Below are 25,462 nucleotides of genomic sequence, written 5' to 3' on the forward strand. Positions count from 1 at the left end.
CAGCGTACGGCCATGTTCAGCCTGTTCCAGAACCGTCTCCGAAAGCCCTGACAATGCAGACCCGTTCTTCCCGCATGGCCGGTTTTGGTCATGCCGTTCCGTCAAGATGTGTCGATAATGCCGAGATAGAGGCCAGCCTCGGGCTGGAGGCCGGCTGGATCGAGAGGCGCACCGGCATCCGCACGCGTTATTGGGCGCATGAGGGTGACACGTTGAGCGGCCTTGCCGCAAGAGCCGGCCGCATGGCGCTGGAAGATGCGGAAATTGGCTCCGCCGAGATCGCGCTGACGCTGCTTGCAACTTCTACACCGGATCATCTTCTGCCACCCTCGGCGCCGCTGCTCGCACACCGGCTGGGCCTCGTCCGATCCGGCGCGATCGATCTCGCTGGGGCCTGTTCCGGCTTTCTTTATGCGCTCACCCTTGCCGATGGCTTTGTCCGCACCCACGGCCGCGCCGTGCTCGTCGTTGCCGCCAATATATTGAGCCGCCGTATCAATCCGGTGGAAAGGGCAAGCGCGGTCCTGTTCGCTGATGCCGCCGGCGCCGTTGTACTCAAGCCCTGCAAAGAGGCGCAGCGTGGGCTTTTGTCAGCCGATCTTGTTGCGGATGGCGGCGGTTATGATCTGATCCAGATAGCGGCGGGAGGCAGTAGCCAGCCGTTCTCTGCCGATACATCCGCCGAAGAGGTGCTAATGACAATGCGCGATGGCCGCGAGGTCTTCTCCCGCGCCGTGATGCTGATGACAGAGACCTCGAAAAGGGTGCTGCACGAGGCCGGAATGACGGCAGCCGACATCGACCGTTTCGTACCCCATCAGGCCAATGCCCGCATGTTTGACGCCGTCTGCGGCAATCTCGGTATCAACAGGCAAAAGACGGTTCGCACGATAGAAAGCTTCGGCAATTCCTCCGCCGCAACCATTCCGCTTTCGCTGTCCATTACCAATGCCGAACGGTCCTTTTTGCAAGGCGAAACCCTGCTTTTAACGGCTGCGGGCGCGGGCATGTCTGGTGGAGCGGTCGTTTATCGCGTTTGAACAGGGCATCGCCATGACGCGTACCATTCCAAACTCAAGAAGCTGATTTTATTTGGAGAAATTTGGCTGGGGAACCTGGATTCGAACCAAGATTAACGGAGTCAGAGTCCGTCGTTCTACCATTGAACTATTCCCCAAAAGCCCGAAGCACGTTGCCGTGTTCGCTTTGGTGGGTCGTCATATAGATGATTTATTGCGGGGCGCAAGTCGAAAAAATCGAAAAATGCGTTTTATCCCTGTTTTGCGTTTCGTCTCAGGGGTCAGAGCCGTGCGCGGGTGGAGCGCGGGGTGGAGAGCAGGAGGCTGGTCTCGCTGCCGGTGATGCCGGGCACCAGGCGGATGCGGCGGAGCACCGCGTCGAAATCGCTGAGTGTGGCGGCGTTGAGTTCCACGATCAGGTCCCAGCGGCCGTTGGTGCTGTGGATTTCGGATATTTCCGGAAAACCGCCAAGGGTGCGGATGACACGATCAGTCACATGGCCTTCAATCTCGATCATCATGATGCCGCGGATCGCCGCCTCCACCGCGTCGGCGCGTAGAATGACGGTGTAACCGATGATGGTGCCGTCGTTCTCCATTCTTTCGATGCGCGAGCGCACCGTCGCGCGCGAGGTTTCCGTCTCGATTGCGAGATCAGAAATGCTGCGCCTGCCATTATGCCGCAAAAGGGTGATGAGCCGTTCGTCGAGATTATCCATGATGACCAGTTTGATAAATTAATTTTAGCAGATCGATAGCTTATTTCGATAATATTGCCAATATTTGATGTTCATTTCGCCGGGTCACTGTGTTGAACTGGGCTATTGGCAGGAAAGCGAGGACGGGAATGGATATCAGGCTGATCGGTGCGCCGCTGCAGATCGGGGCCGGGCAATTGGGATGCGAGATGGGCCCCAGCGCCTATCGCGTTGCGGGGTTGGCACATGCTCTCGAAGAACTGGGACACCGGGTCGTCGATACCGGCAATGTGACGCCCGCGCCGTTGCGAGAATTCCACCATCCCAACCCGGCGGTGCATCATCTGGCTGAAACCGTGGCCTGGACGGAGGCGCTGACAGAGGCTGCCTATCGTGAAAGCGCCGGCGCCGTGCCGATCTTCCTCGGCGGCGACCATGCGATTTCTGCGGGGACGGTCGCCGGCATGGCGCGCCGGGTGGCCGAGACCGGCCGGCCGTTTTTTGTGCTCTGGCTTGATGCCCATACCGATTACCATACGCTGGAGACGACGCGCAGCGGCAATCTGCACGGCACGCCGGTTGCCTATTTCAGCGGGCGAAAGGGGTTTGAGGGTTATTTCCCGCCGCTTTCCCATGCGGTTCCTGAAGACAATATCGGCATGATCGGCATCCGCAGCGTTGATCCGGCCGAAAGGGCCGCACTGGAAGAGAGCGGCATCACCGTTCACGACATGCGTTCGATAGACGAACACGGCGTTGCCGTTCTCCTGCGTCAATTTTTGGCGCGGGTTCAGGCGGCAAACGGTCTTTTGCATGTCAGTCTCGATGTCGATTTTCTTGAGCCGTCCATCGCGCCGGCCGTCGGCACCACGGTTCCGGGTGGCGCGACGTTCCGCGAGGCGCATCTCGTCATGGAAATGCTGCATGATAGCGGGCTGGTCTGCAGTCTTGATCTCGTGGAGCTCAACCCGTTTCTCGACGAGCGCGGCAGAACCGCGACCCTGATGGTCGATCTTGCCGCCAGCCTGCTGGGCAAGCGGGTCATGGACCGCCCGACACGGGCCGGCTGAAAGGGGTGATGTGATGACCGTGATACCGAACCTCAATATCGTGCCCTTCGTCAGCGTCGATCACATGATGAAACTCGTGCTGCGCGTGGGTATCGATACCTTCCTGCGCGAGCTTGCCGATGTGGTGGAAGAGGATTTCCGCCGCTGGGAAAGCTTCGACAAGACGCCGCGCATCGCCTCGCATTCGAAGGAAGGTGTCATCGAACTGATGCCGACCAGCGATGGCACGCTTTACGGCTTCAAATATGTCAACGGCCATCCGAAGAACATGAGAGAAGGCCGCCAGACCGTGACGGCCTTCGGCGTGCTTTCCGATGTCGGCAATGGTTATCCGCTGCTTCTGACCGAGATGACGATCCTGACGGCGCTGCGCACCGCCGCAACATCAGCCGTCGCGGCGAAATATCTCGCCCGCAAAAATTCCCGCTCCATGGCCATCATCGGCAATGGCGCGCAGAGCGAATTCCAGGCGCGCGCTTTCAAGGCGATTCTTGGCATCGACACGTTGCGTCTTTTCGATATCGACCGGTCCGCCAGTGAAAAATGCGCCCGTAATCTCGCCGGGCAGGGTTTTGCCATCAAGATCTGCGAGAGCGCGCAGGAAGCGGTCGAAGGGGCTGACATCATCACGACAGTTACCGCTGACAAGCAATATGCGACGATCCTGACCGACAACATGGTCGGGCCCGGCATTCACATCAACGCCGTCGGCGGCGATTGCCCCGGCAAGACGGAACTGCATCGGGATATTCTGCTTCGCTCCGATATTTTCGTCGAATATCCGCCGCAGACGCGCATTGAAGGTGAAATCCAGCAATTGCCGGCGGATTATCCCGTTACCGAGCTCTGGCAGGTCATTGCCGGCGCAAGGGAGGGGCGGGCAAGCGACAGGCAGATCACGCTGTTCGACAGCGTTGGTTTCGCGACCGAAGATTTTTCGGCTTTGCGTTACGTGCGTTCAAAACTGCCATCCACGGGCCTTTATACGGAGCTTGATCTGCTGGCCGATCCGGATGAGCCGCGTGATCTGTTTGGGATGCTTCTGCGTTGTGAGGCGGCTCTCGTCTGATCGATCTCGCCGGGCGTGAGGCTCAGGCTTGGCGGCGGTTCCTCCTGGCAACCACATGTTCCCGCCAGATGGTGAAAAGGCCGGCGGCAATGACGATCGCCGCACCGATCACCATATTGGACGTCACCACTTCACCATAGATGGTGACGCCGATGATGGAGACGAGCACCAGCTGGTAATAGGAAAAGGGTTGCACAGAGGCGGCGTCCGCCAGTTCGAACGCCTTTATCAGGCAATAATGGCCGCTCATGCCGGTAATGCAGAGCGCCAGCATCCATCCCCAATCCTGCGGGGCAAGGTTGACCCAATAAAACGGGCCGACCAGCGTCAGCGCCGCCGCACCGGCCACGCCGGTATAGAAGAAGCTGGTCATCGCTGAATCGCTCTTGCTGCCGAGGCGGGTCAGGACACTGTAGAGCGCCAGCATGAAGGCGGCCACGAAGGTGATGATCAGCTTGTTGTCGAAGCCTTCGCCATCCGGCTTGAGGATGACGAGAACGCCGATGAAGCCGACAAAAATGGCGCACCAGCGCCGCCAGCCCACATGTTCTCCCAGCAACGGCGTGGACAATGCTGCAACGATCAGCGGCGCGGAGGCGAGGATGGAGTGGCTGTGCGCCAGCCCGACGACGGCGAAGGAGAAGATGGAAAAAACGATCTGCACGGCAAGAAGCACACCACGGCCGATCTGCAGCCAGGGACGGTTGGCCATGACGGCGCCCCTGATGCCACCGGCGGATTTTGCAGCCATCAGCAGAACAAAAACGGCAAAGGCCCAGTATCGCAGCATGGCCACGAAAACCGGCGGATAGGCGCTGCCCAGATGCTTCGAAATGCCATCCTGCGCCGCAAAGATCGTGAAAGCGACAAGCGCATAAACAAAGCCGGTCCTGGGTGATGGCATGAAAAAACCGCTATCCGACTGCCGCCGGCAAAAGAGTATTCGGGGTGAATGAGGTGGGTAACAGCCATATGTTATGGCCGTACCTTGTCAGACAACCTTATTTTCCGAATAGCTGCCATGCAAGTCCGGAAGCTGCCTTCTCAAAGGTCAATTGTTGGAATGTGATTTTGCGATGCTCTCCCCCTCATCCCTGTGCTTGTCACAGGGATCCAGCCAGTCCAAGTCCTCGGACTGAAAGCGGTCCTCCCGCCGCGCAGACGCGCGTCGGCTGGTTCCTGTGACGAGCACAGGAATGAGGGCGGTGGGTGCGCCAGCCTATTGTGAGATCTGAGAGGTGCGACGCGCTGCAGGTTGACGTGGAGCTTGGATGATGTGGGCCTGCTGCCGAGGGCCTTGGGCCAGGCACGGCTGGCCGCCGTCAACAATTGTGCGGCGGACAGAGGGTTTAGCAAGACGCACAGCGTCTCGGTTGTGGCTTCAGCCGATCTTCACGGCCGCCTTCGAAGCGGTGGATTTCAGCGCGGCGTCGGCCAGCTTCAGCGCGACCAGCCCGTCCTTGATGGAAGGCGAGGGCGCGACATTGTTTTCGATGCTGTCGATGAAGGCGGTGATTTCCGCGGCATAGGCCGCCGTATAACGCGTCATGAAGAAATCATGCAGCGGCGGGCGGGTGTAGCCTTCCGCATTGGCGATTTCGATGGAAACCGGGCGCTGGTTTTCGGCCGCTGCCGAACCGAGCGAGCCGTGCACTTCGATGCGCTGGTCGTAACCATAGGTCGCGCGGCGAGAGTTCGAAATGATCGCCTGCCTGCCGCTTTTCGTCGTCAGGATGATGCTGGCGCTGTCGAAATCACCCAGCGCTCCGATCTCCGGATTGACGAGAACCGAACCGGTTGCGAACACGCTTTCCACTTCCTCGCCGAGCAGGAAGCGGGCCATATCGAAATCATGAATGGTCATGTCGCGGAAGATACCGCCGGAGACCTTGATATATTCAGCCGGCGGCGGGCCGGGGTCGCGGCTGGTGATGGTCACCATTTCCACCTTGCCGATGCGGCCATCTTCGATGGCCTTGTGAACGGCCTGGAAATGCGGGTCGAAACGGCGGTTGAAACCGAGCATCACCTTCGCACCGGTTTCCTCAACCACCTTCGCGCAGGCTTCCGCGCGGGCAACATCGAGATCGACGGGCTTTTCGCAGAAGATCGCCTTGCCGGCCCGGGCGAAACGCTCGATCAGGTCGGCATGGGTGTTGGTCGGCGTGCAGATGATGACGGCATCGATCGTCTTGTCGGCCAGAACCTCATCGATCGTGCTGACCTTGCACTGCGCTTCGCGGGCGATTGCTTCCGCAGCACCGGCCATGGCGTCCACAACGGCCACTAGCTGCGCACGGCTGTCGGTGGTGATCGCCTTGGCGTGGACCTTGCCGATCCGTCCAGCGCCGAGCAGTGCCAATTTCGTAACCATCTTTCCTCCGGTTTCTCACACCCGTCCCTCACTCCCGGAAAGACAGAATATGAATGCAAGCAATGTTTCGATATGGAATATATGTTCTATTTTGCTAGATCGACATCGCAGATGTGTCAAGCGTTTTGAGAGGGGACGGAACAGCGGAAACGGCATCGCCGAAAAGGCGCCCGCAACAAAGCGTCACCTCCGTCAGAAGGAGCCGTGCGGGGTGGAGCAAGGTGGGTGAAGGCGACCCGTTCAGTCGGAGATTATGTTCGTCTCTGGCGGAAGCGCGTAAACCTCGACCGGGGTTTCCAGTCCGCGCAGCAGCCATGGGCCGAGATTTTCGAGCTTTTCCTGATGTCCTGCCATGCGGACGAATTCTTCGGAGAAAAGCACGTTGCGCCCGGTCTCCTTGGTCAGTGTTTCCAGCCGCGAGGCAATATTGACGGCGGGGCCGATGACAGTGAAATCGAGGCGGGTTTTCGAACCGATATTGCCGTACATGACATCACCGACATGCACGCCGATGCCGTAACCCAGGGAATCGTGGCCCTTCCGACGATTGATTTCATTGAGCGCAACGAGGCTTTTCTGGGCGCTGGCGATGGCTTTCAGCAGGTTTTCGCAGGCCTTGGGATCGCTGAGCGGGAAAATCGCCAGCAGCCCGTCGCCCATGAATTTCAGGATTTCGCCGCCGAATTCCTCGATGGGATCGCACATGGCGTCGAAATAACCGTTCAGAAGCTCGATGACATCGTCGCGCGGCCAGAGGTCGGAAATATGGGTGAAATTGCGCAGGTCGCAGATCAGGATCGCCGCGCCCACCGTCATGCCGCTGCCGCGCGTCGTTGCGCCATTGAGGATCTTTTCGCCCGCATGCGGCCCTACATAGGTCTCCAGCAGGGTGCGCGTCATGCGGTTTTTCAGGCGTATTTCGCTGACGAGTGCGAGCGCCGGAAGCAGGTTTTTCAAGGCGAGGATTTCGCTGTCGGAAAAACCGCCGGGCCGGTCACTGGAGAATGTGGCGACATGGCGCTTGCCGAAGGTGTGTTCGATCGGCCAGGCGCAATAATCCGTCAGCCCTTCGGCCCGCAGGTCTTCGTAGATCGTGTAGCCGGGTTCATCGATCTCCTCTCCGTTCAGTCGGTGGCGAACTTCGGTGGCGCCCTGATGAATGTCGTTGATGGGGCTGTTGAGATATTCGGGCGTATTTTCCGACCCGTAGCCATAGGTGGCGATCTCGGCGGAGGACAGGCCGGCTTTCCACAGAATGCGCGCGCCAAGCCATTGCGGATGGCGAATGCGGAAAGCGAGCACGCCCCGCGCCACGGAAATTCCGCTCGCCCGCAGCCTGCTGCAGAGCTCGACGAATATCTCGTCGATAAAGCGCTCGTCCTTGGTGCCGGTGATGAGCCAGTCGAGAATTTCCGTCTTTTCCGCTGGCCACAATTCATCCAGTGCTGAAGAAACGCGTTCTTCGGTGTCGAGACTTAGTGTCATGGCAGGATTCCGGAGGTTGTTGCTGCTCTCGCACGGGCAGGGCACATGTCGAACTCGGCCGAACATGGTCGCTCGTGAACCCCATGTGGTGCCGGATAACGAAAATGTTAAGAGGGGCGCGGAAAATGTTCCGGAGGGGATTGGCGGCATCAGGCCAAGTGCGCCGCCCGGATGTTCCCGGGAACATTGTCCACCGGCGGCGCTGAGATTTTTGGTGATCGCTAGAGGGATCAGATAACGGTTTCGACGGGAATATGCAGTGCGGCGGCAACGCGCCTGATGCGCAGCGGATCGCTGTCTGTGCCGTCTTCCAGGGCGCGTATTTCGCTGGTGGTCAGACCGCAGGTCACGGCAAGCTGCTCGACCGTATATCCGGCGAGATTGCGAGCGGTGAGGACTTTTTTGGCGAAAGGAGCATCGGTTTCGTGATCGGAATCGGGTTGTGAGACTGAAATTGTCATTTGCATCTCCCTGATGGTGGACACTTAAATGCGGGCGGCAAAGAAAAGTTGCCGGGCCGAATGCGACCGCGTTGCCGGAGAAGAAATCGGTGTTGCAACGCAGCGAGGAACATAGCGGCTTCATCCACCTACGCAATAGTTAAATTTTGTTAAGATTCGTGATCGCTGCATTCCTGCGGCGCGTCTTGCCGGGAAAAGGCCGAAAAAATGCCGTTTTTCGGGGTTTCCGCGGGGGTTAGGGCGGCTTTCGCTACAGCATGCCCCAGGCGCGAAACCGGCCACGACCCGTCACTTCCCGCAATTCCAGCTGGTTGGCGAGGCCGATCGCGCCCTGCGGCGTGGTGCCGAGTTCCTTGACGATCATCGCCGCCGAGACCACCGGCCGGGAGACGACAAGCTCCACGAGTTCCGGCAAACGTGAGGAGGAACGCCGGCCGGCCAGCTTGCGCATCATGCGGTCGCGCGCGTGGGTCAGCCGGTCATGTTCCTTCATGCCGGCCTGTGCCGCTTCGTAGAAGCTGTCGAGAAGGGCGATAAGGCGCTGCGTCTGGTGTCTCGCGTGCCGGCGCTCGCGTGGGATCGCGCGAAGACCGGCGCTCAGCGCCGGCAGGTGATCGGGCGTCACGGCGCCGTCGCGCAGGAAAGCGGAGGCCAGAAGCCGGCCGAGCCAGGGGCTGCGTTGCAGCACCTCGATCATGTTCCAGGCGTCGAGCAGGATGGCGGTGCGAAGAATTGCGGGTAATTCCTCTGTGCGTGCATGCACCTCCCACCATTCTTTCAGTCTTTCATCCTCGTCCCAGTCGGGTTCGTTGATGATCGCATGGCTTTCCTCCCGGTGCATCGTCGGAAGCGCGTTGCCGGTGGTAATCGCATCGAGCGTTGCGGCGCTGCGCGCCAGAAGCGCGTCCAGCTCGGAAAAAGCGCCATCCAGCGATGTTTCTCCCTCCACGTCGGCTTCTTCATCAAGGGAGTGATCGAGCGTTTGTCGAGGGGGCGCTGCCTCTTCGGCAAGCGCGGCCCTGCCGCGGAGCCTCGCAAGACCCGGTGCGGTAAAGGCCCAGCCGGCGGCATTGGAAAAGATCAGCCGCCTTGAACGGAGAATCCGGTGTGCCGCCGTCATTTCATGGGTCGGTGCGCGCACATCCATATGCGCGTCATGCAGCACCAGATCTTCCATATGGACGAGTTCGCCATCCACCCACATAGAGGAAATGGCGTCGGTGAAATCCTGCCTTTCGATGAAGCCGTGTTTCATCGGTGACCGATCGATCCGCTCGTCCAGCCGCGCCAGCGCCTCGCCGGCACGGGCGGCGGCAATGAGGAGCTTTTCGATCTGGATGTCCGATATATCGTAAATCATTGATATTTTTTAGTTTGAGCGCGGGCGGCTTACAAGGCGGATCACAGTCGGGGCGCTTTTTACTTTCGCGGTGTCTACCCAAAATCCGACGAGAAGACCGGTGGTTAAAGGTCGGGAGCCACGAGGGTCTTGGAAGCCCTGACTGTTTCCTCGGCAATATTGCGATGCGGTATAAACTTGCGCACTGCAATATGACGGGTATATACCCCCACCGAGAGCGACAAATTATCACACCTTCCGTTCGCCCTTCCATCTCCAGACGAAGATGAATTGGAGTTTACCCGTGAATATTATGGCAAATGGTCCTGCCACGGCACCGGACCAGAAAACCCGTTTGAAATCCATTATCGGCGGATCGGCGGGCAACCTCGTCGAATGGTACGACTGGTACGTCTATTCGGCCTTCACCCTTTATTTCGCGCCGGTGTTTTTCCCTTCCGGAAACCAGACCGCCGAACTCCTGAGTGCGGCCGCCGTTTTCGCTGTCGGATTTCTGATGCGGCCCATCGGGGCCTGGTTCATGGGCACCTATGCCGACCGCAAGGGCCGCAAGGCCGGCCTGACACTGTCAGTCACGCTGATGTGTCTCGGCTCGCTGCTGATCGCAATCACGCCCGGCCATGAGACGATCGGCATTGCCGCACCGGCCATTCTGGTTTTCGCCCGCCTTCTACAGGGTATCAGCGTTGGTGGCGAATATGGCGCGAGCGCGCCCTATCTCAGCGAAATGGCCGGAAAGAACCGCCGCGGTTTCTTCTCCAGCTTCCAGTATGTGACACTTATTTCCGGTCAGCTTCTGGCGCTGGCGGTGCTTCTGGTGCTGCAGCGGGCCTTGACACCGGAGCAGCTTGGCTCCTGGGGCTGGCGCATTCCCTTCTTCATCGGCGGCATCCTGGCGATCGCGGTGTTCTATATCCGCCGTGGCCTTGCCGAGACGCAGTCCTTCGAAAACGCCAAGAGCGGAGCCGCCGACAAGCCGAAATCCAGCGGATGGGCGCTGTTCAAGCACTATCCGAGGGAAGCGCTGATGGTGATGGCGCTGACATCAGGCGGCACGCTCGCCTTTTATGCCTATACGACCTATCTGCAGAAGTTCCTCGTCAACACGTCAGGTTTCAGCAAGGAAAGCGCCACCGAAATTACCACGGCTGCGCTCTTCGTCTTCATGCTGTGCCAGCCGATTGCCGGCGCGCTTTCGGACAAGATCGGTCGCAAGCCGCTGATGGTGGGCTTCGGCATTCTTGGCACGCTGTTCACCTACGCAATCTTCAGCACGCTTTCGACGACGACCGATCCGATCATGGCTTTCGCCCTCGTGCTGGTTGGTCTGTTGATCGTTACCGGCTACACTTCCATCAATGCGGTGGTGAAGGCGGAAATGTTCCCCGCCCATATCCGCGCGCTTGGCGTGGCTCTGCCCTATGCGCTGGCAAACACCATATTCGGCGGAACGGCGGAATTCGTGGCCCTGAAATTCAAGCAGATCGGCCACGAAAACTGGTTCTTCTGGTATGTGACGATCATGATCGCGTTGTCGCTGGTGGTTTATGTGAAGATGCGCGATACGCGCGATCACAGCCATATCCACGAGGATTGAGCCCCTCCGCTCTATCCGAACCGATAAAAGCCCCGCCTTCCCGGCGGGGTTTTTGTTTTCAGCGCATTCAGGCGGCTTCGACCGGAAGGACGATGCGGGCCTCAAAACCGTCCTGCCGGCCCGGCGCCGGAGAGGAAAGCACCAGCTCTCCGCCGGTCTGCTCCACCAGGCTTTTGACGATGGCAAGGCCGAGCCCGGTGCCATCAGCCGCGGTCTGGCCTCGGGTAAAACGCGTCGTCAGCTTGGGTAGGAGCGCCCCGTCGATTGCCGGGCCGGAATTCACGACGCGGATCGTGCCGTCTGTTTCGGCGACGACCTGCACGGGGCTTTCCGGCGGGCTGTGGATCAGCGCGTTTTCGAGGAGGTTGCGGATGATGATGCCGAAGGCATCCGCGCCTATCCTGCAGGACAGGCCGCCTTCACAGCGATTGGTGAAGCGGATGCGGGATGAGCCGATTGCCGTTCTCATCATATCGTCGATGACGAGTTCGAGAACGGGAATGAGATCGTTCGCCTTGTCGGTAACCCCGATCCTTGCTTCCGCCCGCGACATCTGAAGCAGTTTTTCGGCGAGATGGCCGAGATGCTGCAGGGATTTTTCGATATTTTCCACGCGCGGCGCCAGTTCCGGCGGGATGTCGGCATGGAGCCGCTGCGCCTGCGCCAGGGCACCGGCAATCGGCGTGCGCAATTCATGGGCGCTGTTGGCGGTGAATTCCCGTTCCGCCTCGATTGCCGATCGCAACCGCCCGAGCAGCAGATTGACCGAACGGGCGATGGGATGGAGTTCGGCCGGAAAGGGCTGTGTTGGCAGCGGTGCGAGATTGCCGCCATCCTTCTTGCTGATGTCGTCGCGCAGGGTCTGTATCGGTCGCAGTGTCCTGCGCACCACGACGATGACGGCGAAAATGCTGGCGGGAATGAGGATGAGAACGGGAAGCAGCAGCGCGGGGCCCGCCTCTTCAATCGCCTCGCGGCGATTGGCGAAGGCATCGGCGACCTGCAGGAAATAATTGCCGTCCGGTGTCGCAACCGTAAAGATGCGCTGGGTCGCGGTTTCGGAAAAACCGGGTTCGAGCGAGACCTCGAAAGGCTCCGTCGAACTGTCATGCGAATGCAGCACCACCTGTCCTTCCCGGTCGCGAACCTGATAGGTCAGATACTCCGCCCGTTCCGACGTCTGGTTGAGCTTTTGCGCGGCAGGCGCGGTATTGTTTTCCCTGAGGTCGTCCACCAGCAGGGGCAGCAGCCTTTCCGCGGTTTCCTCAACACCGGCGTCGAAAATCTCGGCGAATTCGTCCTGCATCACCATGACGCCCAATCCGCAGGCGAGAAGCCAGGATATGGCGACAACGCTCGTCAGCGCTGTGACGAGTTTGCGGGTCATGCTGGTCGGTCTGGCCATATCTGCCTGCCTGCCGTTCTTACCTGATGGTGTAGCCGACGCCGCGCACGGTCTCGACGCGGTCATGGCCGATTTTCTTGCGCAGCCGGCTGATATAGACCTCGACCGTGTTGCTTTCTATTTCCGCGCCGAATTCGTAAAGCGTGTCGTGCAATTGCGCTTTCGAGACGACCGCGCCGGGATGTTCGACGAGTTTTTCGAGCACGGCCCATTCCCGGGCGCTCAGCGTCTGCGCCGTTCCGTCAACGGTGATATTGCGCGCCACCTGGTTGATCTCGATGCCGGGCAGGCGGATGACGGGGGCCGAGCGCCCTTCATAACGGCGCGAGACCGCCAGCATGCGCGCTGAAAGCTCGTTGAGATCGAAGGGCTTGACCAGATAGTCGTCCGCCCCGGCATTCAGCCCGGCAATCCGGTCGGAGACCTGATCATGGGCCGTCAGAATGATGACAGGTGTCGCGTCGTCGCGCCTGCGCAGGGTTTGCAAAAGGGTGATGCCTTCGCCATCCGGCAGGCGCATGTCGAGCAGGATCAGGCCATAGGCCATGGTCAGCGTCGCCGCCATGGCGTCGCCCAGCGTCTTGAACCAGTCGACAGCGTGACCCGCCGCGGCGACGTGGTCTCGCAGCGCCTCCCCCAGCACATGATCGTCTTCAACAAGCAGAACCCGCAAGACAGCTCCCTCTATCGCTTCGTCCTGCGTATCTCTTTCTCCGGATAAGCGTCAAGCACGGTGTTTCAGCTGTTCTGGCGCTGGGTGCAGCCGCCGAATACATCGAGCGAGGGATCGTAGACCGAAGTGGAGACGTTCATCATTCCAAGGATGCTGTGGAAATAATTGTCGTGCGAGCGCCCGCCCTCTGCCGCGCTTTTTGCCAGGCAGGCTTTATCCAGCCCCATGGATCTGGCGAAGTCGTCATCGAACCAGACGAGAAACGGCACATGGGTCTGCTGGTCGGGCGCTAGCAGATAGGGCGCGCCATGCAGGTAGACGCCGTTTTCGCCAAGCGATTCGCCGTGGTCGGACGCATAGATCATGCCCGTCGCCAGCCTGTCGGAACGGGCCTTCAGCTTGTCGATCACGGTCGAAAGGAAGTGGTCGGTATAAAGAAGCGTGTTGTCGTAGGAGTTGACAATCTCCGCATCGGAGCAGTTGCCAAGCTCGGCCGTGCGGCAATCCGGGGTGAATTTGCGGAACTCGTCGGTGTAGCGCAGATAATAGGTCGGCCCATGGCTGCCCATCTGATGCAGCACGATGACGCTGTCCTTGGTGACGTTATTGAGCCAGGCGTCGAGCTTGTCGAAAAAGATATCGTCGCGGCATTCTCCGCCGGTGCAAAAGCGGCTGTCATTGGTGGAGGGCAGGTCGAAATAGGCAATGCGGTCGGCGACATTCTTGCTGCCGGTATTGTTGTCCAGCCATGTGGCGCCAATGCCGGCATGGACGAGGACATCCATGACGTTTTCATTGGCGAGCGCCTTGTTGTGGCTATATTGCGAACGCGGGAATTTCGAGAACATGCAGGGAATGGAAATTGCCGTCGCGGTTCCGCAACTGGTGGTGTTCGGAAAATAGATCACGCCGCGTTTTGCGAGGTCGGGATTGGTGTCACGCCCATAACCGTTCAGGGAAAAGTTTGCGGCGCGCGCCGTCTCACCCGCAACGATAACGGTGATGCGGGGTTTGTGGACCCCGCCCAATGCCGGGAGAACCTTCGCATCCCTGCCGACCGGCGTGACCTGAATATCGACTTCCTTGCCGGCCAGTGTGAAATAATGGACGGCCGACAGGATCGGCGACAATGGATTGACGCTCTTGACGATATCCTTGTGCTGGCGAACGGCGGTGGTGAACGTCTTGGAATTGGCGAAGCTGATGATGCCGGCGATGGCGAGACAGATCAGGATGCTGATCGTGTTCCACAAAAGCTTGTCGAGGATCTGCCGGTGTCTGATGCGGACGGCGATGATGACGAGGGACGGCACCAGTCCGTAAATCGCCATATGCCAGAGAAAGCCGGGCGTGATGAGATTGCCTGCCTCCGCCTGTGTCGTCTCCATGGCGTTGCGGATCATGTCGCTGTCGATGACGATGCCGTAACGATCCATGAACCAGGAAGCGGCCGCCGCGGCGAAGATCAGGAAGATCACAAACGGCTTGATGACATATTTGGCGGAAAAAATGATGATGAGCGCGCCGAGAAGGGCGGCCATGGCAACGTAAAGCGCGACGATGGCAACCGGATAGGCGGAAAGATAGGTGTGAACCTTCGACCAGAATGTCCGGTTCGTGAAAAACAGCAGATAGGCCGCCGTCAGCAGGCTGAGTGGCACGCTGCCGATCTCCGGACGATACGTTATTGTTCCCGTCGCTTTCGCGGTAAAAAGAGCCACTGCCAGATCCACCAGATTTCCGATAGGCCGGCGGCAACGAAAAAGGGGCGGGAACGCCGCTGTCCAAGCTGCCGCATGGGCCGATCAATGGCGGATGCTTCATTTTGCTGACATCAACCTGAAAGCTTGTCATGAAAGTGTCACACTCCTTGGTGGGTGTCTGGCGAGGGCTGCGTTTCAGATCGAGGAGATCAGCCGGCGATGGAGCGCTCAATTGAGCCCCAGAATGCCTGTGGCGGTGGTGCGGGTTGCAAATATGCGGGTGGCCCTGACCGGCAGCAGGCTGCCTGCGGGCAGGTTCTGGAAGGTCACCGTCGCGCCGGAAAGCAGGGTCAGGCAGAGATGACCACCATTGCCCACATAGATGGCCCGCGTGGGGGAAGGAAGCGGGTTCGTATCATCAGGAACAACCTCGAAAGCATGGGATGCCGGGGATTCGAGGCCTGCGGCGTGGTGTTCGTAAGTCTCAGCCATTGCTGTCTCCCGTAAATCGAAATCTGCCGCGATTATGCGTTGCGCCGCGGCTGCGGGGAAAAGCGGGAACAGAAAATATCCGGACGGGATTTAGGCCTTGCTTCCGGTTTGCCGAAAAGAGCGCATTCTTTCCGTAATCTCATGCGGTTGCGTCGCCTGGCCTGTTGCCGCCGATGCCGCGTAAACGGATGATGACGGTTTTTTCGTCCACGGGTGCTGTCGCGTCAATTGCGGGTATGGAGAATGAAGGCCCTGACTGCGGGAGAGGCTTCCGTTTTCCGGTGGGCGATGGCGAGGTCCGAAGTCGTGGCGCTCGCTGCAAGCGGCACGTAGCGCACGCCCGGCAACCGCAGACAATCGAGCGAGCGCGGCACCAGCGCCACACCGAGGCCGATCGCCACCATGCTGGTAATGGTGGTGTAATCCCGGCCTTCCGGGCTGATCGTCGGCTGGAACCCGGCCTCATTGCAGGCTTCTATCGTATTGTAATGAAAGCCGACATCCGGCGGCTGCCGCGGCGTGATGAAGGTCTCGTCGGCAAGATTCTTGAGATCGAGCTGCAGCGCAAAGGCCAGCGGATGGTTTTCAGGAAGTGCGGCCACCAGCGGTTCGCGCAGAACCACATGGGTTGTGACGCCTTCCGGAACGGGCGCAGGCGGGCGGATGAAGGCGAAATCCAGGTTGCCGTCGGCGATCTTGGCGAGCTGCAGCCGCATTTCCATCTCGATGAGCTGCAATTCCACGTCGGGATGGGAGGCGCGGAAACTGGCGATGGACTGGATCATCAGGCCGGAATAGGCGGCCGAAGCGACATAACCGATGGAGATGCGGCCCGTCTCGCCGCGATCGACGCGTTTGAGCGCCGCAAGTGTCGCCTCGGCATTGGCGAGAATTTTGCGGGCGTCCTCATAAAGAAGCTGGCCGGGCGTGGTGAGCTTCACCGATCGCCTTGTCCGGTCAAGCAACGGCATGCCGACGATCTGCTCGAGCGCCATGATCTGTTGGCTCAAACCCGGCTGGGCAATGCCGAGGCGGGCGGCGGCGCGCTCGAAATTTCGCTCATCCACCAGCGTGGTGAAATAGCGCAGGTGCCGCAGCTCGAACGCGTCCGCCCGGTTTGCCGGTTTCCTGCCCATCATCACGGCCTTTCCTGACGGATTTGAATAATTCCAAGCTATTATCCGTGAGAATTTTCATAATCAGTAGTTCTGAAAAAATCCAGTTTCACTTATTGGATCACAATCTGCTCCTTGCGTAATAAGATGACTTAAATTCTCCAGAAAAATAACCGTCTCATGGCGGCGCGGTTGATGAAGGGTCTTGGCGTGCAGGGAAAAACCAAACACATTTCCATTCTGGCGGGCGGTTGCGCTGCCATCGCCTATGTGGCGTTCGTGACCTCCGGCGTTGCCCTTGCGCAGGAAGCCGGAACGACGGTGCTGCAGACCATCACCGTGGACGGCGCGAAAAATCAGGACCCCAAGGCGCCGGTGAAGGGCTATGTGGCAAAAACCAGCGCCAGCGCCACCAAGACGGGGCGATCCCTCATCGAGACGCCGCAATCGGTTTCCGTCATCACCAGGGATCAGATGGATGCGCAGAATGTCCGTAATCTCAGCGAGGCGCTGAATTATGTGCCTGGCGTCGTCGCGCAGCCGTTTGGGGCGGATCCACGTTTCGATGCGCCGCGCATTCGCGGCTTTCAGGGTAACCAGCTGCAGTTTCTCAACAGTCTGCGGCTGATGCGCACGGCCGGTGCGCCGTCTTATGAGGTCTACGGTCTGGAGCGGGTGGAAGTCATTCGCGGGCCGGCCTCGGTGCTTTACGGTCAGGGTAATCCCGGCGGTCTCATCAATCTCATCAGCAAGCGGCCGACCTTCGAGCGTTTCGGCGAAGTCGGAGCGCAGATCGGCAGCTTCGATTATTACCAGTCGATGTTCGATATTGGTGGGCCGGTCGCGGATAGCGACAGTTTTGCCTATCGCCTGACGGGTGTGGCCCGCAACGCCCATCTTCAGACGGACAATCTGCAGAATGACCGTTATTTCATCGCCCCGGCGCTGACATGGCAGCCCGACGAGGATACGAAACTGACGGTTCTCGCCTCCTATCAGCACGACAATCCGAGTTCGCCGTCTGGCCTGCCGCCGGCGCTGACCTATCTGAGACCAGGCAATATGCTGGATCGCAGCTTTTATGTCGGCGATCCCTCTTTCGATACCTCAAGCCGCAAGTTCACCAATATCGGCTATGAATTCGAGCACCGTTTCGATGAGACCTTCACCTTCCGGCAAAATGCTCGTTATTCCAATTTCGACTGGTCCTACCGGGCGCTCGGCATGTCTTCGACCAGCGGCGGCATGATCGGCAATCTTATCCGCCGCAATGCGACGTTCCAGGATGAATTGCTGAACACCTTCAACATCGAGAACAGCCTGCAGGCGGATTTTTCCACGGGGCCAGTCGACCACACCCTGCTTGTCGGGCTGGATTACCGCTATTTCGACAATAACGTCAAAACCGAGTTCTGGGCCGCGACGCCGCTCAATCCCGTCAATCCTGTTTATGGCGGGCCGATCAGCCTCACCTCGCGCACGCTTTATGCCGATGTGAAGACGGATATTTCCCAGATCGGTCTTTATGCGCAGGACGAGATGGCTTTTGAGAACTGGCGGGTCACCGCCGGTCTGCGGCAGGATTGGGCAAGCACCGGCGGCACGACGTTCAACGGAACGACCTACCGCACGCTCCACAAGGACTACCACAAGCTGACAGGCCGTGTCGGCGTCTGCAATCTCTTCGATGGCGGCATCGCGCCTTATGTCGGCAACGCGACCTCCTTCGAGCCGGTGCCGCAGCCGGCTGTCGGTGATGCGCCGAAACCGACCACGGGCGAACAATGGGAAGCGGGCATCAAATATCAGCCAGAGGGCTTTGACGGTTTCTTTTCCGCGGCGATCTACGATCTGAAACAGAAGAACGTCACGACGACGGTGGGCGGGGTGACGCAGCAGATGGACGAGGCGCATGTGAGGGGCCTCGAACTGGAAGGCGTCGCAAGCCTTGCAGACGGGCTCGACCTGCGGGCGGCCTATACCTACATGGACAGCGAGGTCTCCGGCCGTGTGAACAACGGCAAGGAACTGGATAGTACGCCCCGGCACGCCGCCAGCCTCTGGCTCGACTACACCTTCCCGGAAGATACGGCGCTTGAAGGTTTCGGCATTGGCGGCGGTGTCCGTTATGTCGGAAAACGTTATGGCGATGCGGCCAATGCCTTCGAAATGAAGGGCCTCGCCCTGCTCGATCTCGGCGTGCATTACGAGAAGAACGGCTACCGCGCCTCGCTTCTCGTGCAAAACTTGACTGATAAAGAATATATTTCTAGTTGCTCCACTTTCGGATGCTATTACGGTGACGGCAGAACCGTTATGGGCAAGCTGACCTACCGTTGGTAACGCCATATTAAAGTGAAGCAGCAGGGGCATGACGCGTAAGGATCGATGGATTTCCCCCCTCTGGGGGCGGCGGGAATTTTTAAGCCTGCTCGCCGCCTCGGCTCTTGCGGGCAAGGCGCGGGCAGCAGTGACGCCGCGCATCGCCGCCATCGACTGGGCCATGCTGGAAACATCTGTGGCGCTCGGCGTCATGCCGGTGGCGGCGACCGAACTCATCCAGTTCCGGTCCGGCGCGGTCGAGCCTGATATCCCTGAAACCGTCGCCGATCTCGGCCTGCGCGGCGCTCCGAATTTCGAGCTTCTGCAGCTCACCCGGTCGGAGCTCATTCTGATTTCGCCTTTCTACACACGTTATACCGGCAGGCTGGAAGCGATCGCCCCCGTCTTTTCACTGCCCTTTTACGTGAAGGGTGAGCCGCCTTTCGAAAAGGCGCTGGCGGCGGTCACCGCGCTTGGTGAAAAGCTCGGGCGGGCCGAAGAGGCGCGCAAGGTTCTGGGTGAAACGGAAGCGGCACTGCACGCCATGCGGGCCCGTCTTGCCGGGTTTTCCGCACGGCCGACCTATGTCATCAACATAGGCGACGCCCGGCATTTTCGTGCCTTTGGTGCGGATAGCATGTTCGGGGATGTTCTTGGCCGTCTGGGGCTGACCAATGCCTGGGTGGATCGGTCGCAATTCACCTTCGCGGCCCCGGTGCCGCTTGAAAACCTCGCCGCCTCATCCGATGCGCGCATCGTCATCGTCTCCGATATTCCGGTGGAGGCGCGGGAAACTCTGCGCAACAGCGCCATCTGGCGCGCGCTGCCTGCCGTTCGGGAAAATCGGGTGGTGACGCTTGCCAATGTCGGCCCCTATGGCGGCATCACCGCCGGCATGCGTTTCGCGAGGCTTCTGACCGAAGCGCTCTTGGCACGGGGAGAAGCCTTGTGACGGCGCGGCCTCTCCCGCTTTTCTTCGGGCTTTTGTTCATTCTGGCCTGCGGTCTTTCCCTGCATGCCGGGTTGCTGCGGCTGCCTTTCGGTGCGTGGCCCGGCCTGCCTTTTGATGCCGCCGCCATGTCGATGGATCAGGTCATCCTCGCTTTCAGCCTGATGCCGCGTGTGGCGGTCGCCATTCTGGCGGGCGCGATGCTGGGTCTCTCGGGCGCGCTTTTTCAGCAATTGCTGCGCAACCCGATCGCTGATCCCTCGACGCTCGGCATCTCGGCTGGCGCGCAACTGGCCATCGTCATCGCCACGCTGTTCTTTCCCTCGGTGCTGGATGGCAACCGCGCACTGGTGGCGCTTGCCGGCGCTGCCGCTGCCGCCGGTATTGTCTTCCTGCTTGGCTGGCGACGCTCCTTCGAACCGGTAACCATGGTGGTGGCAGGGCTCCTGGTCGGCATCACCGCCGCATCCGTTTCCGCGGCGCTGACGCTCGCGCAGGGCGAATATCTGATGTCGCTCGTGGTCTGGAATGGCGGCTCGCTCAGCCAGCAGGATTGGTCGAACGCCCTGTCTCTCACCTTTCAGCTTCTCGTGGGGCTTGTCCTGACGGGCCTGCTGGTTAGGCCGCTGACGGTTCTCGGTCTCGGCGATTCCGGCGCGCGATCGCTCGGCGTATCGCTGTTTTCGATCAGGCTCGCCGTCGCCGCCGTCGCCGTCATGCTGGCCGCCTTCGTCGCTTCGGCGGTTGGCCTCGTCAGCTTCATCGGCCTTGCCGCCCCTGCGCTCACCCGGGCGCTTGGCGTGCGGCGCTCTTCTTCGGTGCTCTTCGTTTCCCCGCTTCTGGGCGGCCTGCTGCTCTGGTTCTGCGACGGTATCGTGCAACTTCTGGCAAACAAGACGGCGGAAGTTTTCCCGACCGGAGCGGTGACGGCCCTGATCGGCGGCCCGCTGCTTCTGTGGCTGCTGCCGAAAATCCGGCCGACCGACGTGCATCGCGGCGAAGGCGTCGATCTCGCGACAAGGCGCGGGTTTACGGCCCTGCTGCCGATGCTCATCGTCATGGCCGCGCTGATCTTTGCAGCACTCGCCATCGGCAGGGGGCCTCAGGGCTGGACGATGCTGGGGGCGGGTGACCTGCAAAGCCTTCTGCCCTTCCGCTGGCCCCGGCTGATGGCGGCCATCGCCGCTGGCGGTCTTCTCGCCATGGCGGGGGCTCTTTTGCAGCGGCTCACCGGCAATCCGATGGCAAGCCCGGAGGTCATCGGCGTCAGCGGCGGCGCGGGTCTCGGTTTTGCCGCCGCCATCACGATTTTCCCGGCGGCCGGTCTGTTCGAGCTGTTTTGCGGCGCCGGCATCGGCTCGGCGGCCGTCATGATCCTTGTGCTATTCTTTGCCGTACGCCGGCATCTGGCGCCAGAAAAAATCCTGCTCGCCGGCATTGCTATCAGTTCGCTCTGCTCGGCGGTGCTTTCGGCGCTGCTTGCGATTGGTGACCAGCGGGCATGGCAGATTCTCGCCTGGCTCAGCGGCTCTGGTTCGACCGCGACACCGGCTTCGGCAATCTTTCTCGCCATTCTTTCCATCGTGCTTCTGGCGACTGCCCTGTCGGTGACGCGCTGGTTGACGATCCTGCCGCTTGGCCGGGATGTGCCGCTCTCGCTCGGGCTGCCGCTCGGCCTGGCGCGTATCGCCGTCATCGCGGTGGCGGGTATCGCCACGGGGGCCGCCTCGCTGCTCGTCGGTCCCTTGAGCTTCGTCGGGCTGATGGCGCCGCATATTGCGCTTCGCGCCGGCTTCACCACGCCGCGCGATCATCTGTTGGCTTCTTTCCTGTTCGGCGCGGTGCTGATGGCGCTTTCCGATCTCGGGGCGCGAACGGTGACCTTTCCCTATGAACTGCCGCTCGGGCTTTTTGCGGCTCTGGCCGGCGCGCCCTATCTGATCTGGCTTTCAGGCAGGCGCCAATGATTTATTTGAACATTTACGGAGATGAGAACCATGGGTGAGGCAGCACTTGCCGTCGATTACGACGATATCCCGCTTTTTTCTCTTGATGGCGTCACGATGGAAGTGCCGGGCAGGACATTGCTGCACCCGCTGACGGCAAGTTTTGCGACCGGCAAGACCATCGGTCTGATCGGTCATAACGGTTCGGGAAAATCGACGCTGCTCAAGATTCTCGCACGCATTCAGGAACCGACGGCGGGCAAGGTCTCGTTCGAGGGAAAATCACTCGGCGCCTGGGGCAATCGCGAATTTGCGCGAAAGCTCGCCTATCTGCCGCAATATACGCCGGCTGCTTCCGGCATGCTGGCCAAGGAGCTGGTGGCGCTCGGCCGTTATCCCTGGCACGGGGCGCTCGGGCAATTTAGCAAGGCGGATCAGGAGAAGGTGGACGAGGCGATCGAGCTTACCGATACCGTCGCCTTCCGCGATCGGCTGGTCGATACGCTTTCCGGCGGCGAGCGCCAGCGCGTGTGGCTTGCCATGCTGGTGGCCCAGAACGCTGAAAGCCTGCTTCTCGATGAACCCATCTCCGCACTCGACATGGCGCACCAGATCGAAGTGCTTTCGCTGGTTCAGAGACTGTCGCGCGAAAAGGGTCTTGGCGTCATCGTGGTGCTGCATGACGTCAACATGGCAGCACGCTTCTGCGATGAGATCGTTGCGCTTCATTCCGGCCAGCTTATCGCACGGGGAACGCCGCAGGAGATCATGACGCCGGAGACGTTGCAGCGCATCTATGGCGTTCGCATGGATGTCATGACCCATGCCGCCACCGGCTTTCCCGTCGCCCTGCCGCTTTGAGTTGTTGCAGCAAAACAACGGCCGGCAACGCTGGCTGTTGATGGCGATTCCGCACGCATTTCCCGCCCTAACAATGTCTTAATGGCATCCTACCGCCATCAGACACTGTTAACCGTTCCGCTTTCATCGCCTCCAATTAAGTTGTTTTGGATCGATTTCAGGGAACAAACGTTAACAGTGCGGAATTCAATATCCGGAGAGGGCAAGAAGGGCTGCTGCGGGTAGGAATAAAACAGGAGAAAATCAGATGAAAAAGGCTGTTGCCGTAACTTTTGCCGCATTGACGATGGGCCTTGGCGGAACCGCATCCGCCCTCGCTGCCGACCTTGCAAGATATGAGCCGGCTCCGCAGGAGCAGGACGATCGCAACGGCGTCAAGATCGGTTACCTCACCTGCGATATCGGCGGCGGCGTCGGTTACGTTCTCGGCTCGGCCAAGGAACTGGATTGCACTTTCCAGTCCACCATGGGCGCCCGTCGCACCGACCATTACTCCGGCGCCATCCGCAAGATGGGCGTTGACCTCGGTTTCACCACGCAGGGCCGTCTGGTCTGGGCCGTTTTCGCCCCGACCGCCGGTTACCACCGCGGTTCGCTGGGCGGCCTTTATCAGGGCGCTACGGCTGAAGTCACCGTCGGTCTCGGCGTCGGCACCAACGTTCTCGTTGGCGGCACTTCCGGCTCCATCCAGCTGCAGACGGTCAGCGTGACCGGCCAGGTTGGCCTCAACCTCGCTGCCACCGGTACGTCCGTGACGCTGACGGCCACGAACTGATCGGCGAAATGCCCGGTGTTTTGACCGGGCATTCTGTCGCATGTCAAAAAACGCCCTCTTCGTTGTCAGACGGAGAGGGCGTTGTATTATCCGGACCATGATTTTCATCTCCCAACAAGCTGCTGCGGCGACCGCGTTTTTCCTCCTGCTTGCGTCGAGCGCCTTTGCCGAGGGCGATGCGGCCCATGGCGAGAAGGTCTTCAGCCGCTGCTCCACCTGCCACAGCGTTGACACGCCGCGCACCCGCATGGGGCCGCATCTGATGGGCGTGGTGGGCAGGCCGATGGCTTCCGTGGCTGATTACGGCCATTATTCGCAGGCGCTGAAGGATGCCGGTGCGGCTGACCGGGTATGGTCTGAGGAGGAACTGCAAAAATTCCTTTCCAGCCCGAAGAAGGCTATCCCGGGAAATGCGATGCGCTTTTTCGGCCTCTGGAGCGAAACGGATATAGCCGATCTGATCGCCTATCTGAAAACCCATCCCATGCCGCAATAGGTGTCAGAGCGGTGCTTCGGCGATAATCTCCTCGGCCTCCTCCGCCGTCATCGCCATCACTCTTGCGCCGATTTCAAAACTGAAGCCGTTGCGGGCGAAGGCGGAGAATTCCTTGGCCTTGCGTTTTTCATCCAGTTCGACCCGGCGAAAAGGCCCAAAGGCGCGCTTGCGTGCAAAGATGACGGCGGCGACCAGATCATTGGTTTCCTGCAGCGCGACTGCAGCCGTTTCCCGGGTGATACCCTTGATCTGAAGTTTCTGCGCGAGCCCGCGTTTCGACTTGCCGCTGCGCTGGCCGCTCCGCACGGCAATTTCCGCATAGGCGGTGTCGTCGAGCGCCTTGATGCCATAAGCAAAAGTGACGGCAAATTCGCCGAGCGCCTTCACCTGAGCCGGGGTGATATCCTCGAATTTTTCCCGCGCCTTGCGCATGATGGCGTCGCGCAGCTGCTTTTCCGTCATCATGCGCTGTTCCAGCCGGTAGAGAGCGGAATTGCGCGCCCAGGACTGCATGCGGCTGGTGGGCTCAACGGCCGGCGTTTCACCATCCAGGGCCATATCGTCGGTCAGGAAAGGGCTGGAATCATCGTTCATTCCGCTTTTATAGCGCGGTGAAGCCGTCTTGCCAGTTCCCTCCCGGCCCGTGTCCTCCGGTTTTTCAGCACCTCAAGGCGTTTGCGCGCCGGTTGCGGCGACATAGACCGAGTAGAGCGATTTCGTTGCGGTGATGAAGAGGCGGTTCTTTTTCGGGCCGCCGAAGGTGAGGTTCGCGACTGTCTGCGGCACCTTGATCTTGCCGATGAGCGTACTATCAGGCGAAAAGCAGTGGACGCCATCACCGGCGCTGGTCCAGAGGTTTCCAGCCGTATCCAGACGGAAGCCGTCCGGCAGGCCGCTGTCGAGATTGCAGAATTCCCGGCCGTTGGCGAGCTTCACGCCATCCACCACGTCGAAAACGCGGATATGGCGCGGGCGGGAGACATCGTGGCTGTAGGAGCTGTCGGCAACATAGAGCTTCGTTTCATCAGGTGAAAACGCGAGACCGTTCGGTTGCACGAAGTCGTCAATGGCGATGTCGATCTTTCCGGTTGCGGGATCGAGCCGGTAGACGTTGCGCGTCTTCTGTTCTGGCTCTGCCTTGTATCCCTCATAGTCGGAAAGAATGCCGTAGGTGGGGGCGGTGAACCAGACACTGCCATCGGATTTCACCACCACGTCATTGGGGGAGTTCAGCCGTTTGCCGCCGTAGCTGTCGGCAAGGACGGTGATCGAGCCGTCGACTTCGGTGCGGGTGACGCGACGGCCGCCATGCTCGCAGGAGACAAGTCGCCCCTGCCGGTCGCGCGTGTTGCCATTGGTGAAGTTGGAAGGCTGGCGGAATACCGAGATCCCGCCATCCGGCACCCAGCGTAGCATGCGCTCATTGGGAATATCGCTGAACAGCAGGCAGTTGAGATCGGCAAACCACACCGGGCCTTCGGCCCAGCGGCAGCCGGAATAAAGCTCTTCCAGTTCCGCATTGCCGACGATCAGATGGCGGAAGCGGTCATCGTGGATTTCGTAAGGGGAGGTCTTGTCTGTGGTCATGAGCG

General features: G+C 60.1%; 23 protein-coding genes and 1 tRNA gene. 10 read left to right on the plus strand and 14 right to left on the minus strand.

All coding sequences use genetic code 11. The features are described from left to right. Positions 1 to 53: 53 nt before the first annotated feature. On the plus strand, positions 54 to 1,040 hold the full coding sequence (locus tag ASB65_RS09345; protein ID WP_060723778.1) for a beta-ketoacyl-ACP synthase III: 987 nt from the start codon (positions 54 to 56) through the stop codon (positions 1,038 to 1,040). Between the two features lie 63 nt (positions 1,041 to 1,103). Here ASB65_RS09345 and ASB65_RS09350 read toward each other — a convergent pair. Together ASB65_RS09350 and ASB65_RS09355 are read right to left on the minus strand one after the other, a co-directional pair. Continuing rightward, positions 1,104 to 1,177: transfer RNA gene (locus ASB65_RS09350), tRNA-Gln, on the minus strand. A 123-nt stretch (positions 1,178 to 1,300) separates the two neighbouring features. Beyond that, positions 1,301 to 1,738, minus strand: a complete 438-nt coding sequence (locus ASB65_RS09355) for an Lrp/AsnC family transcriptional regulator (RefSeq protein WP_003508428.1) — start codon at positions 1,736 to 1,738, stop codon at positions 1,301 to 1,303. A gap of 128 nt (positions 1,739 to 1,866) precedes the next feature. Between ASB65_RS09355 and rocF the strand changes: the two genes are divergently transcribed. Together rocF and ASB65_RS09365 are read left to right on the plus strand one after the other, a co-directional pair. Next, the gene (gene rocF, locus ASB65_RS09360) at positions 1,867 to 2,787 is read left to right on the plus strand and encodes an arginase (protein WP_060723779.1); all 921 of its coding nucleotides are present in this window, start codon (positions 1,867 to 1,869) and stop codon (positions 2,785 to 2,787) included. Between the two features lie 13 nt (positions 2,788 to 2,800). Then, entirely contained in the window at positions 2,801 to 3,856 is a 1,056-nt protein-coding gene (locus ASB65_RS09365) for an ornithine cyclodeaminase (RefSeq protein WP_060723780.1), read from the plus strand. Between the two features lie 22 nt (positions 3,857 to 3,878). On the opposite strand, the gene ASB65_RS09370 is transcribed toward ASB65_RS09365, so the two are convergent. The 5 genes from ASB65_RS09370 to ASB65_RS09390 all read right to left on the minus strand — a co-directional run bounded on the left by ASB65_RS09370 (position 3,879) and on the right by ASB65_RS09390 (position 9,536). Then, entirely contained in the window at positions 3,879 to 4,760 is an 882-nt protein-coding gene (locus ASB65_RS09370) for a DMT family transporter (RefSeq protein WP_060723781.1), read from the minus strand. Between the two features lie 477 nt (positions 4,761 to 5,237). Then, positions 5,238 to 6,230 carry an inositol 2-dehydrogenase gene (gene iolG / locus ASB65_RS09375; protein WP_060723782.1) on the minus strand — a complete coding sequence of 331 codons (993 nt, stop codon included), beginning with the start codon at positions 6,228 to 6,230 and terminating at the stop codon, positions 5,238 to 5,240. A gap of 240 nt (positions 6,231 to 6,470) precedes the next feature. After that, on the minus strand, positions 6,471 to 7,715 hold the full coding sequence (locus ASB65_RS09380) for an adenylate/guanylate cyclase domain-containing protein (RefSeq protein ID WP_003508438.1): 1,245 nt from the start codon (positions 7,713 to 7,715) through the stop codon (positions 6,471 to 6,473). A 230-nt stretch (positions 7,716 to 7,945) separates the two neighbouring features. Continuing rightward, positions 7,946 to 8,176: a helix-turn-helix domain-containing protein gene (locus ASB65_RS09385; RefSeq protein ID WP_020809209.1), complete on the minus strand. Its 231-nt coding sequence runs from the start codon at positions 8,174 to 8,176 to the stop codon at positions 7,946 to 7,948. A 250-nt stretch (positions 8,177 to 8,426) separates the two neighbouring features. Continuing rightward, a complete protein-coding gene (locus tag ASB65_RS09390) occupies positions 8,427 to 9,536 on the minus strand; it encodes an RHE_PE00001 family protein (RefSeq protein WP_020809210.1) in 1,110 nt (369 codons plus the stop codon). Positions 9,537 to 9,828: 292 nt separating this feature from the next. On the opposite strand from ASB65_RS09390, the gene ASB65_RS09395 reads away from it, so the two are divergent. After that, complete coding sequence (locus ASB65_RS09395) at positions 9,829 to 11,133, plus strand: MFS transporter (RefSeq protein ID WP_060723783.1); 1,305 nt, start codon at positions 9,829 to 9,831, stop codon at positions 11,131 to 11,133. A gap of 67 nt (positions 11,134 to 11,200) precedes the next feature. Here ASB65_RS09395 and ASB65_RS09400 read toward each other — a convergent pair whose 3' ends face one another. From ASB65_RS09400 to ASB65_RS09420, 5 genes are all read right to left on the minus strand, one after another. Further along, positions 11,201 to 12,538 (minus strand): sensor histidine kinase, encoded by a 1,338-nt coding sequence (locus ASB65_RS09400; RefSeq protein WP_060723784.1) that lies wholly within the window; start codon positions 12,536 to 12,538, stop codon positions 11,201 to 11,203. 19 nt (positions 12,539 to 12,557) lie between these two features. Then, a complete protein-coding gene (locus tag ASB65_RS09405; protein ID WP_003508448.1) occupies positions 12,558 to 13,211 on the minus strand; it encodes a response regulator transcription factor in 654 nt (217 codons plus the stop codon). A 65-nt stretch (positions 13,212 to 13,276) separates the two neighbouring features. Continuing rightward, positions 13,277 to 14,944 (minus strand): phosphoethanolamine transferase, encoded by a 1,668-nt coding sequence (locus ASB65_RS09410; RefSeq protein ID WP_060723785.1) that lies wholly within the window; start codon positions 14,942 to 14,944, stop codon positions 13,277 to 13,279. Positions 14,945 to 15,142: 198 nt separating this feature from the next. Further along, positions 15,143 to 15,406 (minus strand): spike base protein, RCAP_Rcc01079 family, encoded by a 264-nt coding sequence (locus tag ASB65_RS09415; protein ID WP_003508451.1) that lies wholly within the window; start codon positions 15,404 to 15,406, stop codon positions 15,143 to 15,145. Between the two features lie 224 nt (positions 15,407 to 15,630). After that, positions 15,631 to 16,545 carry a LysR family transcriptional regulator gene (locus tag ASB65_RS09420; RefSeq protein ID WP_003508453.1) on the minus strand — a complete coding sequence of 305 codons (915 nt, stop codon included), beginning with the start codon at positions 16,543 to 16,545 and terminating at the stop codon, positions 15,631 to 15,633. Positions 16,546 to 16,701: 156 nt separating this feature from the next. Here ASB65_RS09420 and ASB65_RS09425 point away from each other — a divergent pair, with 156 nt between their 5' ends. From ASB65_RS09425 to ASB65_RS09450, 6 genes are all read left to right on the plus strand, one after another. Beyond that, the gene (locus ASB65_RS09425; protein ID WP_060723786.1) at positions 16,702 to 18,864 is read left to right on the plus strand and encodes a TonB-dependent siderophore receptor; all 2,163 of its coding nucleotides are present in this window, start codon (positions 16,702 to 16,704) and stop codon (positions 18,862 to 18,864) included. A gap of 28 nt (positions 18,865 to 18,892) precedes the next feature. Further along, positions 18,893 to 19,795 carry an iron-siderophore ABC transporter substrate-binding protein gene (locus ASB65_RS09430; RefSeq protein WP_019566562.1) on the plus strand — a complete coding sequence of 301 codons (903 nt, stop codon included), beginning with the start codon at positions 18,893 to 18,895 and terminating at the stop codon, positions 19,793 to 19,795. Further along, on the plus strand, positions 19,792 to 21,759 hold the full coding sequence (gene fhuB / locus ASB65_RS09435) for a Fe(3+)-hydroxamate ABC transporter permease FhuB (RefSeq protein WP_060723787.1): 1,968 nt from the start codon (positions 19,792 to 19,794) through the stop codon (positions 21,757 to 21,759). The genes ASB65_RS09430 and fhuB overlap by 4 nt, the downstream gene beginning before the upstream one ends. Positions 21,760 to 21,789: 30 nt before the next feature. Continuing rightward, positions 21,790 to 22,599: an ATP-binding cassette domain-containing protein gene (locus ASB65_RS09440; protein ID WP_060723788.1), complete on the plus strand. Its 810-nt coding sequence runs from the start codon at positions 21,790 to 21,792 to the stop codon at positions 22,597 to 22,599. A 247-nt stretch (positions 22,600 to 22,846) separates the two neighbouring features. Next, on the plus strand, positions 22,847 to 23,374 hold the full coding sequence (locus ASB65_RS09445; protein WP_003508463.1) for a DUF992 domain-containing protein: 528 nt from the start codon (positions 22,847 to 22,849) through the stop codon (positions 23,372 to 23,374). 97 nt (positions 23,375 to 23,471) lie between these two features. Next, entirely contained in the window at positions 23,472 to 23,870 is a 399-nt protein-coding gene (locus tag ASB65_RS09450) for a c-type cytochrome (RefSeq protein WP_060723789.1), read from the plus strand. Positions 23,871 to 23,873: 3 nt separating this feature from the next. Here ASB65_RS09450 and recX read toward each other — a convergent pair whose 3' ends face one another. Next, the gene (recX, locus tag ASB65_RS09455) at positions 23,874 to 24,464 is read right to left on the minus strand and encodes a recombination regulator RecX (protein ID WP_060723790.1); all 591 of its coding nucleotides are present in this window, start codon (positions 24,462 to 24,464) and stop codon (positions 23,874 to 23,876) included. Positions 24,465 to 24,536: 72 nt separating this feature from the next. Continuing rightward, a complete protein-coding gene (locus ASB65_RS09460; RefSeq protein WP_060723791.1) occupies positions 24,537 to 25,457 on the minus strand; it encodes an SMP-30/gluconolactonase/LRE family protein in 921 nt (306 codons plus the stop codon). Positions 25,458 to 25,462 lie beyond the last annotated feature (5 nt).

Source organism: Agrobacterium tumefaciens str. B6, from assembly GCF_001541315.1.
GTDB lineage: Bacteria > Pseudomonadota > Alphaproteobacteria > Rhizobiales > Rhizobiaceae > Agrobacterium > Agrobacterium radiobacter.